The sequence below is a fragment of the Streptomyces sp. NPDC050287 genome, from assembly GCF_044459385.1.
GTDB lineage: Bacteria > Actinomycetota > Actinomycetes > Streptomycetales > Streptomycetaceae > Streptomyces.
Genome location: NZ_JBITIY010000003.1, coordinates 66891 through 79212 on the forward strand (window position 1 = coordinate 66891; position 12322 = coordinate 79212).

At 71.9% G+C, this 12322-nt stretch carries 10 protein-coding genes; 7 read left to right on the plus strand and 3 right to left on the minus strand.

Going from position 1 to position 12322, the window contains the following annotated elements:
- Nucleotide 1: 1 nt before the first annotated feature.
- On the minus strand, nt 2-454 hold the full coding sequence (locus tag ACIBK3_RS10800) for a MarR family winged helix-turn-helix transcriptional regulator (protein WP_399364103.1): 453 nt from the start codon (nt 452-454) through the stop codon (nt 2-4).
- Nucleotides 455-564: 110 nt separating this feature from the next.
- On the opposite strand from ACIBK3_RS10800, the gene ACIBK3_RS10805 reads away from it, so the two are divergent.
- Nucleotides 565-1080: a YceI family protein gene (locus ACIBK3_RS10805; RefSeq protein ID WP_399364105.1), complete on the plus strand. Its 516-nt coding sequence runs from the start codon at nt 565-567 to the stop codon at nt 1078-1080.
- Here the strand turns inward: ACIBK3_RS10805 and ACIBK3_RS10810 are convergent.
- Both ACIBK3_RS10810 and ACIBK3_RS10815 read right to left on the minus strand, forming a co-directional pair.
- On the minus strand, nt 1061-2734 hold the full coding sequence (locus tag ACIBK3_RS10810) for a hypothetical protein (protein WP_399365528.1): 1674 nt from the start codon (nt 2732-2734) through the stop codon (nt 1061-1063). The genes ACIBK3_RS10805 and ACIBK3_RS10810 overlap by 20 nt on opposite strands.
- Nucleotides 2735-2953: 219 nt before the next feature.
- Complete coding sequence (locus ACIBK3_RS10815) at nt 2954-7036, minus strand: molybdopterin-dependent oxidoreductase (protein ID WP_399364107.1); 4083 nt, start codon at nt 7034-7036, stop codon at nt 2954-2956.
- 297 nt (nt 7037-7333) lie between these two features.
- On the opposite strand from ACIBK3_RS10815, the gene ACIBK3_RS10820 reads away from it, so the two are divergent.
- The 6 genes from ACIBK3_RS10820 (at nt 7334) to ACIBK3_RS10845 (ending at nt 12246) form a co-directional block, all read left to right on the plus strand.
- Complete coding sequence (locus ACIBK3_RS10820; RefSeq protein ID WP_399364109.1) at nt 7334-7729, plus strand: cell division protein SepF; 396 nt, start codon at nt 7334-7336, stop codon at nt 7727-7729.
- A gap of 184 nt (nt 7730-7913) precedes the next feature.
- Nucleotides 7914-9101: an AAA family ATPase gene (locus tag ACIBK3_RS10825; protein ID WP_399364111.1), complete on the plus strand. Its 1188-nt coding sequence runs from the start codon at nt 7914-7916 to the stop codon at nt 9099-9101.
- A complete protein-coding gene (locus ACIBK3_RS10830; protein WP_399364113.1) occupies nt 9098-9424 on the plus strand; it encodes a nucleotide pyrophosphohydrolase in 327 nt (108 codons plus the stop codon). Before ACIBK3_RS10825 ends, ACIBK3_RS10830 begins: the two co-directional genes overlap by 4 nt.
- Before the next feature lie 205 nt (nt 9425-9629).
- Nucleotides 9630-10088 (plus strand): DUF6099 family protein, encoded by a 459-nt coding sequence (locus ACIBK3_RS10835; protein WP_399364115.1) that lies wholly within the window; start codon nt 9630-9632, stop codon nt 10086-10088.
- Nucleotides 10089-10369: 281 nt separating this feature from the next.
- The gene (locus ACIBK3_RS10840; RefSeq protein ID WP_399364117.1) at nt 10370-11290 is read left to right on the plus strand and encodes an LLM class F420-dependent oxidoreductase; all 921 of its coding nucleotides are present in this window, start codon (nt 10370-10372) and stop codon (nt 11288-11290) included.
- Between the two features lie 68 nt (nt 11291-11358).
- A complete protein-coding gene (locus ACIBK3_RS10845) occupies nt 11359-12246 on the plus strand; it encodes a DUF4232 domain-containing protein (RefSeq protein WP_399364119.1) in 888 nt (295 codons plus the stop codon).
- The last annotated feature ends 76 nt before the right edge of the window (nt 12247-12322 follow it).

Genomic DNA, 12322 nt, shown 5'->3' on the forward strand with positions numbered 1-12322 from the left:
GCTACTCGGCGTCGGACGGCTCCACGAAATCGGGCAGCAGCGCGCGCATCGCCTCGCGCTGGGTGGGGCCCATGATCCGGCCGAGGGCCTGGACGACTCTCTCGGACACCGGCTCGGAGACCTCCGTCAGCAGGCGCCGGGCCTTGTCGGTGAGCACGACCTCGACGCCCCGCTTGTCGCCGCACACCGACTTGCGGGTGACGAGACCGGCGTGCTGGAGGCAGGCGATCTGGTAGGTGAGGCGGGTCTTGGGACGGCCCAGGTGTTCGGCGATCCGTGTCATGCGCAGGCCCTGAGGCACTTCGGCCAGCAGGCACAGGACCAGGAACTCGTCGTGCGAGACGTCGAGCCGCTCCTTCACCACCGCGCGCACCTGCTGCTCGACGGCTCCGGTCGCGGCGAGCAGCACCATCCAGGCCCGCAACTCGGTCGGCAGGAGTCCGTCGCCTGACATGGAGGGACATTCGGGCAGATCGGCCATGGATTCGATTCTAGCGGTTGTCCAAGTTTGAATAAGTGAGTAGGTTGCTGTCATCCAAATTTGTACGACAGGAGCAAGCAATCATGACCACCACCGTCGAAACCGGCACCTGGCAGCTCGACCGCACCGCCTCCACCGTCGCCCTGCGGCACAAGACCATGTGGGGCCTGGTCACCGTGAAGGGCACCTTCACCGAGGTCTCCGGGCAGGGCGAGGTACGGCCCGACGGATCGGCCGTCGGCACCCTCACCTTCGACGCCGCCTCCCTGGACACCAAGCACGCCAAGCGCGACAAGCACCTGCGGTCCGCCGACTTCTTCGACGTCGAGAACCACCCCACGATCACCTTCGCGGTCCGCAGCGCCGAGCTCCGCGACGACCGGACGGTCCAGGTCGTCGGTCAGCTCACCGCCCGCGGCATCAGCAGGCCGCTGTCCCTGACCGCCCGCCTGGTCTCCTCGGAGGCCGACGCGCTCACCCTGGACGCCGAATTCACCGTGGTCCGCTCCCAGTTCGGCCTGGGCTGGAACCAGATGGGCATGATCCGCGGCCTGACCACGATCGCCGCCAGCCTCAAGTTCACGCGGACGGCAGCCTGATGTAGGTGCTCGACAGCGTCTGCGGCGAGGCCGTGAACACCCGCAGCCGGATCCGCGCCCCCGGCCGCGGCAGGCGGTACGTCCCCGCGGGCGGCCGGAGTTCGTACGTCGCCGCCGTATGCCCCGGCAGGACGGCCGGACCGCGTACGACCGTCCAGTACGGGTCCATGCCCTGGCCCGCGGTGAGGGTGAAGTGGGGCGTGAGAGCGCCGTCGTCGGTGTTGGCGACCCGGAGGGTCAGCCGGGACAGGGTGGTCGCCGAGGCCCGGTGCACCGCGGCCACCCGCATCCGCAGCGGCGGCGTCCCCGTCACCGCCAGCGCGGCGCTCACCAGGGCGGGGCACAGCATCACGACGGACGCCGTGATCCGCGCCGGACGCCGGCCGGGACCGGACAGCAGGCGCGGCCGGGGCTGCCACGCGCCGGCGAACTCCGAGGCCGGAGCGGTGACCGCCGCCGCCAGCCACAGCGGGGTCATCATCAGGTAGTAGCCGTCCTGCGAACGGGTCGCCAGGAAGAAGGCGAGCCACGGCAGCACGGTCGCCGCGGGCCCCAGCCGACGCACCCCCAGCACGAACACCGCCAGCAGCCCCCCGAGCAGCAGCAGGCTCGCGTGGGAGTACCAGTCGAGCCGGTCGCTGCCGTTCGTCAGGTACAGCGAGACGTCCACCAGGCCCTGCCCGTGCAGTACCGCCCCCTGCGTCAGCGGCAGCGCGATCCCCGTGAGCCAGTCACCCGGCTCGCTCACGACGAAGTACGTGTTGATCAACAACCAGACGGTGACGGCGACCCCGACGATCCGCAGCACCACCAGCGCCGCGGCCCGCGCACCCAGCTCCCCCCGCCGCACGGCGTAGATCCCGGCCAGCAGGAACGGCGCCAGGAACCACGGCAGTTGCTGCGCCGCGCAGGCCGCGCCCAGACAGGCCGCCTGCGCCACCCCGGCCGGCCCCAGCCGCCCGCCCCGCCCGATCCGCGGCCAGCGCACCACCACCGGCACCAGCAGGGCGAGGGCCAGGATCGCCGGATAGCCGAGCCTGCCGTAGGCGGGCAGTATGCCGAAACCCAGGCACACCATGGTCGCCGCCGACCGCGACGGCCCCGGCAGCAGCCGCCACAGCACCACCGCGCCGACGACCAGCGCGCCCGTGGCCACCGCCGTCGCCGGGATGTCGCCCGGGCCCAGCCACAGCACGGCCGCGGTCAGCAGCGGGGCCAGCGGGGGATAGCCGTACGTGTAGTCGTAGCCGCCCGTCACGGTCGGGGTGACCGCGACGCCGTGGCCGAAGAGCCAGGGCCACGGCTGACCGTAGACGGTGTGGCCGGCGGCCAGCTCCCGGGCGGCCTGGGCGGTGAGGAGGGCCTCGTCGGAACCGTGGTGGTTCATCACCCAGGTGCACAGGACGAGCGTCACGGCGGTCACCAGGACGCACAGGTCAAGGCGCGCCAGCGACCGTTCCCGGCGCACCACCAGTGCCAGCACCCCGCACACCAGGATCGAGGCGTAGCACACGGAGATGACCGCGGCCACGGGCAGCCGGTGGCTCGCCGCCTGCGCCCACACCGCCCGCGTCCCGATGAAGAGACTGATGTCGGCGAGCAGCGTCAGCACGCGATGCCACTGCGCGGGAGGTTCTGCCGGGGCGGCGGACACCGCCGACTGTGTCCGCCGGCCGGGTGCCGACAGCTGTGTATCTGCCAGGAGCACGACACCGGACGCTAATCGTCCCAGGTGAGCGGGGTGCGCTCGGAGGTGAAGATTCCGGTGTGAGGGCAGTAAGGATCACCGGCGCGAGGATCGTCAGCGTCCGTCAGGGGTCCGTCAGGGTCCGTCAGGGTCCGTCAGGGGATGTCCACAGCCGCCGGGACGCCCTCAGTACACGTCCCGTACGTACCTCTTCGCCGCCGCCAGTTGCTTCACCCACGCCGACGCCTCGGTCTCCTCCAGCCCGCCGTGCGCGACCGCGATGTCCCGCAGGGCCCGGTCGACGTCCTTGGCCATCCGGGAGGCGTCACCGCAGACGTAGAAGTGGGCGCCGTCCTGGAGCCAGCGCCACAGTTCGGGGCCGTGCTCGCGCATCCGGTCCTGTACGTACACCTTGTTGCGCTGGTCGCGGGAGAAGGCCGTGTCCAGGCGGGTGAGGCAGCCCTCGTCGAGGAGCCCGTTGAGCTCCTCCTCGTAGTAGAAGTCGGTGGCGCGGTGCTGTTCGCCGAAGAACAGCCAGTTGGGCGCCCGGTGCCCGAGCGCGCGCCGCTCCTGGAGGAAGCCGACGAACGGCGCGACCCCGGTCCCCGGGCCGATCATCACCATCGGCGTCGACGCGTCGGCGGGCGGCCGGAAGTGCGGTGAGCGCTGCACGAAGACCGGCACCTCGGTGTCCGCCTCGGCGTCCGCGAGGAAGGGCGAGCAGACACCGCCGCGGGGACGGCCGTACAGGTTCTCGTAGCGCACCACGGACACCGTGAGCGAGACGAGGTGCGGGTCGGTCAGCGGGCTGGACGATATGGAGTACAGGCGTGGCTGCAGGTTCTTGAGGACGTCCGCCCAGTCCTGCGCGTCCGCCCGCACCGGATGCTCCGCGAGCACGTCCACCGCCTGCCGTCCCCAGCTCCACTGCGCCAGCCCGTCCTTGTTGTCGGGCCGCAGCAGCCTGCGCAACTCCCGGCCGTCACGGATCCGTTCGGCCACGAAGCGCAGCAGGGCGGGAGTGATCCGCGTGATGTCGAGCCGCCGGTGCAGGGCCTCGGCGAAAGGCAGCTCGCCAACTCCCTCCAGTGATACGGGCGTTGCCCCGTCCACGCCGGTCACCGCCAGCCACTCCTCCACCAGGGCACGCGAGTTGACCGGCCGCACTCCGAGCGCGTCCCCCGCCTCGTACGTCAGTCCGGTGCCCCTGGTGTCGAAGGTGAACCGCCGGACCTCCTTGCCCGCGCCCGCCCCGCTGAGCAGCCGGTTGCCGACGAGCCGGGCGGGGGTGGCCGCGGGCTTGGCGGACCGGGCGGGCTTCGCGGCCGGGGCCTCCTCGGCAGTCCCGGCCCTCCCGGCAGCCCCGGCAGTCCCGGACCCCTCGGATGTCCCGGTCGTCTCCGTCGAGGTGCCCAGCGCGGTGAGCACCTGGTCCAGCCAGGTACCGGCCGACGACTCGTAGTCGGGTTCGCAGTCGATGCGCGGCGCGAGTCGCACCGCGCCCAGTTCGTCCAGCCGCGCGTCGAGCCGGCGTCCGTGCCCGCAGAAGTCGTCGTACGACGAGTCGCCGAAGGCCAGCACGGCATAGCGGACGCCGTCCAGACGCGGGGCCTGCTGCCCGGCCAGCGTCTCCCAGAATCCGGAGCCGTTGTCGGGCGCGTCACCGTCGCCGAAGGTGCTGGTGATCACGAGCAGGTCGGCGCCTGACGGGAGCGCGCCCGGCTCGGTCTCGTCCATTCCGACGAGCCGCGCCCGGTGCCCTCCGGCGGACAGCCGGTCGGCGACGGCACCCGCGAACTCCTCGGCGTTCCCGGTCTGCGAGGCCCACAGGACGACGACCTCGCGGCCGGGCCGGGTACTGGGCTCGGCGGCCGTGCGTGAGTACATGCCGGCGAGGACACCGTCCACCCACAGCCGGTGCTCCGGGCTGAAGGGCGCGTCCGGCGGGAGCACCGGGACACCGGGGGCACCGGAGCTGATGCCCGCGAGGAAGCCGGTGAGATAGAGCCGTTCCTGAGACGTGAGCACGGGCGGCGGGGCCGGAGCGATCCCGAAGGGGTCGGCGCCCGGGGTGACGGCGGTGGGGACGACGACCTCGGCGGGCGGCGCGGCCGGTGCCGCGACCCTCGTCAACGACACCGCGCACACCTTGAACTCCGGCTGGAAGGACACCGGATCCACCGCGTCGCTCGTCACCGCGTTGACGCTCAGATACTCCCCGAACAGATCGTTCCAGTGGAACGGCGCGAAACAGGCCCCCGGCCGCACCCGATCCGTCACCACCGCGGGCAGCACGGCGCGCCCGCGCCGCGAGGCGACCTCGACCCGGTCGCCGTCCACGATCCCCGCCTCCCGCGCGTCCTCGGGATGCAACTCCACGAACGGCCCGGAGTTCAGCTTGTTGAGCTTGGCGACCTTCCCGGTCTTCGTCAGCGTGTGCCACTGGTGCTGCACCCGCCCGGTGTTCAGGACGAACGGATAGTCGTCGTCCGGCATCTCGGCCGCGGGCAGATGCGGTCGCGCGTGAAAGACGGCCCGCCCGCTCGCGGTGGGGAACCGCGGCCCGCCGTCACCGGACACGTACCGGATCGGGTTGCGGTCGGGCCCGTCCTCCGCGGCGGCCGGCCACTGCACGGGCGTCGACCGCAGCCGTTCGTACGTCACCCCGCGCAGGTCCCACCCCGTGACGGGATTCCAGAAGCGCCGGATCTCCTCGAAGACGTCCTCGGCACTGTCGTACGAGAACCCCTTCTCGTACCCCATCTCCCGTGCGACGGCCGCGATGATCCGCCAGTCCGCCATCGCCTCGCCGGGCGGGTCGGACACGGCCCGGGTCAGGGTGAGGCCGCGCTCGCTGTTGACGAAGACGCCCTCCGCCTCGGTCCACATCGCGCCGGGCAGGACGACGTCGGCGTACGCGTTGGTCTCGGTGTCCCCGAACACGTCCTGGGTGACGACGAACTCGGCGGCCTCCAGGCCCTCGATGACGGTACGGCGGTTGGCGACCGAGGCGACCGGGTTGGTGCAGATGATCCAGCAGGCCTTGATCTCCCCGTCGGCCATCTTCTGGAACATCTCGACGGTGCCCTTGCCGACGCCGTCCCTCCGCAGGGTCCCCGGCTCCAGCTCCCACACGTCCTCGGCGAACGCCCGCTCCTCGTCGACGAGTACCGACCGCTGTCCCGGCAGCCCCGGCCCCATGTACCCCATCTCGCGCCCGCCCATGGCGTTCGGCTGGCCGGTGAGAGAGAACGGCCCACTGCCCGGACGGCAGATGGCACCGGTCGCGAGATGCAGGTTCACCAGGGCGTTGGTGTTCCAGGTGCCGTGCGTGGACTGGTTGAGCCCCATCGTCCAGCAGCTCATCCACTCACCCGCCTCGCCGATCAGCCGGGCCGCCTCCCGCAGGTCGTCCTCGCGGAGCCCGGTGATCTGGGCGACGGCTTCGGGCGCGTAGTCGGCGAGGAACTCCTCCATCGCCTCCCAGCCCTCGGTGTGCGCGGCGACGAACTCGGGGTCGGTGTGCCCGTTCTCGACCAGCAGACGCAGCAGCCCGTTCAGGAGGGCGAGGTCGGTTCCCGGCCTGACCTGCAGAAAAAGGTCGGCCTTCGCGGCGGTCGCGGTGCGCCGCGGATCGACGACGATCAGCTTGGCCCCCGCCTTGACCCGCTCCATCATCCGCAGGTACAGGATCGGATGGCAGTCGGCCATGTTGGACCCGATGACCAGGAAGACATCCGCCCGGTCGAAGTCCTCGTACGACCCGGGCGGCCCGTCGGCACCCAGCGACAGCTTGTATCCGGCACCGGCACTCGCCATGCACAGCCGTGAGTTGGACTCGATCTGGTTGGTCCGTACGAACCCCTTGGCCAGCTTGTTCGCCAGGTACTGCGCCTCCAGGCTCATCTGCCCGGACACGTAGAAGGCGACCGCGTCCGGCCCGTGCTCGTCGATGACCGCGCGCAGCCGGCGTGCCGTGTCGGCGATGGCGTCGGCCACCGGCACCGGGACCGGCTCGTCGCCCCGGTCGTCCCGCACCAGCGCGCTGGTCAGCCGCCCCGGCGCGGCGAGCATCTCGGCCGTGGTCGCGCCCTTCGTGCACAGCCGGCCCGCGTTCGCCGGGTGCGCCTTGTCGCCGGACGCCTTCAGGACCGTACGCCGGCCGTCAGGGCCCATCCCGACGTCGAGCACCATGCCGCAGCCCACACCGCAGTAGGAGCAGACGGTCCGCACCTGTTGCGTCGGCTGCGCGTGGGGGGTCGTCGTCATGCCATCGACCGTACGAATTGCCCGTTACGCCGATGTGACACGGCTTGATCACGAGGGGTTACGCCCACTGCACAGCCGTCCCGCTGTCGGTGTGAGGTGCGTCGATGTGAGGTGCGTCGGTGTGAGGCGCGCCGGGTCGAGGTGCGCCGGGGTGAAGTGCGTCGAAGTGCTTCGGCTGCGAGGTGCGTCGGTGTGCGGCGGCGCATCGACATCGCGGAGCGTGTCGCGTTGGGCCGAACGGGTGACCATGCGTAAGAATTGCCCGATGCAGACAGCAGTGCGAGCCAAGGACGGAGCATGCCGGTGAACAGCCACGATGTCACCGACGAACAGTGGGAGGGGCTCGCCCAGGTCGTACCGCTGCGAGGCCGGGACGCCTGGCCGTCCTCGGTCGGCCACCGGTCCATGCCGGAGGCCGAGACCGAGCTGCGGCGCCGCTTCGTCGTCCTGCGCGTCACCGTGTTCGCGGACGCCCGCGAGGTCGCCGAGACGCTGATGGCGGGCGTCCCCGTCCTGCTCGACCTCACTGCCGCGGAGACCGAGGTCGCCAAGCGCATCCTCGACTTCAGCACGGGCGTCGTCTTCGGCCTTGCGAGCGGAATGCACCGCGTCGACCGGAACGTGTTCCTGCTCACACCGGCCGGGACAGAAGTGACGGGGCTGATGGAGGGGGCTGGGGTTCCTGGGGTGTGAGGGAGCTCGGCGAGGGCCGCGCGCGGTGTGAGGGGCTGAGTGGGGCCGTGACCTGAGCGGTGAGTGGCCTGTGTGGCCTGAGTGGTACCGCCGGGGGGCCGGGCCACGGGGCTGATCGCTCGATCGTAGGAAGGGCGCCGTGACGGAACGGTTCGCCCGGCCGACGGAGCCATAGCGTCCGGATATGACCGTGCCCTCCGCGCCGCCCCGGCGTCCCTCGTCCTCCCCGGCCCCACCTCCCGGCACCGCCGAGGACCGTCCGGACCGGCCGCGCCTCACCGAGCTGCGGCTGTCCGCCTTCGCGGGGCACCGCCGGGCCGACTTCCCCCTCGGCCCCCTCACCCTCTTCGCCGGGCCCAGCGGCTGCGGCAAGACCAGCGCGCTGCGGGCCTACGAGGCGCTCGCCCGGCTCGGTGGCGGCACGCCCCTCGGGGAGGTGTTCCCCGACCCGCTCGCCTGGGTGCCCGACCGGGCCCGGCCCGACGCCCAGGGCCGGCGCGGCTTCCGCATCGGCTGTACTGCCGACGGTCCCCAGGACCCCGTCCGGCTCGACGTCGCCGTCCAGGCCGAGCCCAGCCTGCGCATCGCGGGGGAGCGGCTGTCGGTCGGCGGACTGGTCCTGCTGCGGACCGCCCTGCGCGACCCGAACCGCCGCCAGGTGGAGGCCGCGTGGCACACCGGAGGGCAGACGCCGGTCACCCGCGCCGCGCTGCCCGACGACCGGCTCGGCACCGCCCTGCTCCCGCTGCGCGTGGCGGGCAAGACGGACGGACAGCGCCGGGTGCTGGCCGCCGCCGAGCAGATGGTGGTCGCCCTGCGCTCCGTCTTCGCCTGCGATCCACTGCCCGACCGGATGCGCGCCCCCGTCCCGGCCGGCTCGGGGCGGCTGCTCTCCGGCTGCGACAACCTCGCCGACGTGCTGTGGCGCACCCAGGCCGAGTGCGCGAAACGGCACACGCAGTTCGTCGCCGCGGTACGCACCGGATGCGCCGGCCCCGTCGCCGACGTGCTCGCCGAACCGCTCACCGACCGGGCGGTGCGGGCATTTCTCGACCGGGGCGACGGCACCCGTACGGACTGCGGCAGGCTGGGCGACGGGGAGTTGAGATACCTCGCCCTGGCACTGGTGCTGTTCACCGGGCCCGGGGTCCTGGAGGTCGACCCGGCCGGTGAGGTGCCCGCGGCCCTGCAGGCACTCACCGTCCTCGCCGACAACCTCGACCGGGCCTTGGACCCCGGCCAGCGCACCGAACTGCTGCGGCTCGCCGCCCGCATGTGCGGCCGCGGCCACATCCGCCTGGTCGGCGCGGTGAGCGACGCGTCGTGGGCGGCCGGGGAGGACGGCGTCACGGTGGTACACCTGAAGCCGTGACAGAACCTCTCGACGTGGCGAAACTGCAGCGCAGACTGGCCGAGTTCGCGGCGGCACGCGACTGGCAGCCGTACCACACGCCCAAGAACCTCGTCGCCGCGCTGAGTGTGGAGGCCTCCGAACTGGTCGAGATCTTCCAGTGGTTGACGCCCGAGGAGTCGGCAAGCGTCATGGACGACCCCGCCACCGCGCACCGCGTCACGGACGAGGTCGCCGACGTACTCGCGTATCTGCTCCAGCTGTGCGAGGTGCTCGGCATCGACCCGCTGGCGGCGCTGGAGGCGAAGATCGACCGGAACGAGCGGAGGTTCCCGGCGCCGTAGCCGCACGGGAGCTCTTCAGGGAGCGGTGCGGAGCGGCCAACTCCATTTTCACTCAACGTAATCAAAAATCCATCCGAAGCTACCTCATTGTCCGAAGATTTCAGCCTTCCTCTGGCTTTTCGTCTCAACCGACCTCACTCTGGGTAGTGAACAAGGGAGTTCGGGTGGACGTGTCAAGGGCACGTCGGACAGACGGGGGCAGCGCATGGACGCTGTGCGGCTCATCGTGACGAGCAGGCGCGCCCTGGCGGGCAGCGGTGGCGCGCCTCAGATCATGGCGGAGGTGTGGCAGGCGCAGGCCCTGGCCCAGGCCATAGGAAGCCGGCTGGCGGTCTCCGGACCGCCCGAACTACGGGGCGAGGCACTGGGGTTGACCGAACTGGCGGGCAGAGGATGCGGGGTCCTGGACCGACCGGACATCGACACCGAGGCCCTGCTGGCAGCCCAGCTCACCGACCTCGGCGACGCCCGCCAGGCCCTCACCTGCCTCGGCGGCCTCCTCGGCGAGGTGGGCATAGCCCTGGTCGGCCTCGCCTCCGCCGCGGACGACGAGGCCACGTACTGGCAGTGCATGGAAGCGATCGACGCGGCGGACGAATCGAGAGACAGAGTGACGGAGATGCTCCGCAGGCTGACGGACCGGGACGAGGCGTTACCGGCGTAAGGAGCCCCCACGAACAGCGGCAGCCGACGCCCCCGGCCACTCCGTCAGGCCGCGGTCGTCAACGCCGCCCAGCCATTCCGCCGGACACCGGCCGGCCACGCCGCCCAGCTGCGGGCATCCCGCCCCGCTGGGGGTCAGCTCACGCCGTCCAGCCGCGGGCACCCCGGCACCGGCGAGGCCCACCCCGCACCCGGCGCTGACGCGTTGCCACCCGACCGGGGACGGCGGCAACCGGGGGGACCGCCGCGCCCGCCGGTCGCCCCGGCATGCAGGATGGGGGCATGGATCTCCGCATCTTCACCGAGCCCCAGCAGGGCGCCGGCTACGACACTCTCCTCACCGTCGCCAAGGCCACCGAAGACCTCGGCTTCGACGCGTTCTTCCGCTCCGACCACTACCTCAAGATGGGCGACGCGGACGGCCTCCCCGGCCCCACGGACGCCTGGATCACCCTCGCCGGCCTGGCCCGCGAGACCAAGCGCATCCGGCTCGGCACGCTGATGACCGCCGGAACGTTCCGGCTGCCCGGCGTGCTCGCCATCCAGGTCGCGCAGGTCGACCAGATGTCCGGTGGGCGCGTCGAACTGGGCCTGGGTGCCGGCTGGTACGAGGAGGAGCACACGGCGTACGGCATCCCCTTCCCGAAGGAGAAGTTCGCCCGCCTGGAGGAGCAGCTGGCGATCGTCACCGGCCTGTGGGCGACGAAGCTCGGCGAGACCTTCGACTTCCACGGCACCTACTACGACCTCAAGGAGTCGCCCGCGCTGCCCAAGCCCGCGCAGCCCAAGATCCCCGTGCTCATCGGCGGCCACGGCGCCACCCGTACGCCGCGGCTGGCCGCCCGCTACGCCGACGAGTTCAACATGCCCTTCGGCTCGTTCGAGGACTGCGAGCGCCAGTTCGGCCGGGTCCGGGCCGCCGCCGAGGAGGCCGGCCGCCAGGCCGACGAGATCACCTACTCCAACGCCCTGGTCGCCTGCGTCGGCAAGGACGACCAGGAGGTCGCCCGCCGCGCCGCCGCGATCGGCCGTGAGGTCGACGAGCTCAAGAGCAACGGCCTGGCCGGCACCCCGGCCGAGGTCGTCGAGAAGATCGGCCGCTACGCCGAACTCGGTGCCGAGCGGTTCTACCTCCAGATCCTCGACCTCTCCGACCTGGACCACCTGGAGCTGATCTCGTCCCAGGTGCAGGCTCAGCTGTGACAGGCCTGTGGCCGGAACTGTGGCCTCCGCCACAGGTGATCTGATCCGGATGCTGGTGGGGTGGCCCGATGCGCACAGCCGCCCCCCTCGTCCTTCCCGTCCTCGTCGCATCCCTGCTGCTGACCGGATGCGGATCCGAACGCGCCGGTTCACCGAGCGGCGGAAGCGACGCGCGGGGTGACGCGACCGGCGCGTCCCCGCGGAGCCCCGGCTCCGACCCCGGCCCGCACGGCGTGCGGATCACCGGCCTGACCACTCCCTCCCCGGGCGGCCCGTCCGCGATCTCCGCCGCCTACGAGGTCACCAACGACGGCACCGAAGCACTCACGTACACCATCGTGTTCGACTTCACGACGGACGCCGGTGCGGTCATGGACAACACCCGGCAGACCGTGCGGGACGTCGGACCCGGCCGTACCGTCCGGCGGACCGTCGACATGCCGCCCGCGATGGGCGGCTACGACCTGACGCGGATCAAGGTCTCCGAGGTCACCGCCGTTCCCGCCGGCGAAGCCCCCGCCGCGCCGGGGGAGTGCCCGCCGTCCGGGGTCCGCGTCTTCGCCGACGAGGGGGACGCGGCCATGGGGCTGCGGGTCGTCGGGCTGTGGCTGGAGAACTGCACAACCGGCGCCTACCGGGTCGAGGGCTATCCGCGGCTGACCGTCCTCGACGAGGACCGCGCGCCGGTCGACGGTGTCAGGATCGTCCACGGCAGCGGCGGCATCACCTCCGCACCGGCCGATGTCGACGACCCGCCCCGCCCGCTGACCCTGAAGCCCGGCGAACGGGCGCGGGCCGGCATGGTGTGGCGCAACACCACCGAGGCCGGCACTCCCGTCGACGCCCCCTATGTCCGGGTCCGGCCCAAGTCCGGCGCCGCCCCGGTCATGGTCACGCCCCACCTCGACCTCGGCACCACGGGCAAGCTGGGTGTCGGCCCCTGGAGCACACCCTGAATAAACGAAAGCGCCGGTCGGCCGGGGTGTGGGATCGTATGACCGTCGTTCCGCCGGGCCCCCTGGATCACCGTTC

What these genes read in the sequence shown, in the direction of transcription:
- ACIBK3_RS10840 (WP_399364117.1), top strand. Translation starts at nt 10,370, where the DNA reads ATGGATCTCCGCATCTTCACCGAGCCCCAGCAGGGCGCCGGCTACGAC.
- ACIBK3_RS10835 (WP_399364115.1), top strand. Translation starts at nt 9,630, where the DNA reads ATGGACGCTGTGCGGCTCATCGTGACGAGCAGGCGCGCCCTGGCGGGC.
- ACIBK3_RS10815 (WP_399364107.1), bottom strand. Translation starts at nt 7,036, where the DNA reads ATGACGACGACCCCCCACGCGCAGCCGACGCAACAGGTGCGGACCGTC.
- ACIBK3_RS10820 (WP_399364109.1), top strand. Translation starts at nt 7,334, where the DNA reads ATGCCGGTGAACAGCCACGATGTCACCGACGAACAGTGGGAGGGGCTC.
- ACIBK3_RS10805 (WP_399364105.1), top strand. Translation starts at nt 565, where the DNA reads ATGACCACCACCGTCGAAACCGGCACCTGGCAGCTCGACCGCACCGCC.
- ACIBK3_RS10825 (WP_399364111.1), top strand. Translation starts at nt 7,914, where the DNA reads ATGACCGTGCCCTCCGCGCCGCCCCGGCGTCCCTCGTCCTCCCCGGCC.
- ACIBK3_RS10845 (WP_399364119.1), top strand. Translation starts at nt 11,359, where the DNA reads ATGCGCACAGCCGCCCCCCTCGTCCTTCCCGTCCTCGTCGCATCCCTG.
- ACIBK3_RS10800 (WP_399364103.1), bottom strand. Translation starts at nt 454, where the DNA reads ATGTCAGGCGACGGACTCCTGCCGACCGAGTTGCGGGCCTGGATGGTG.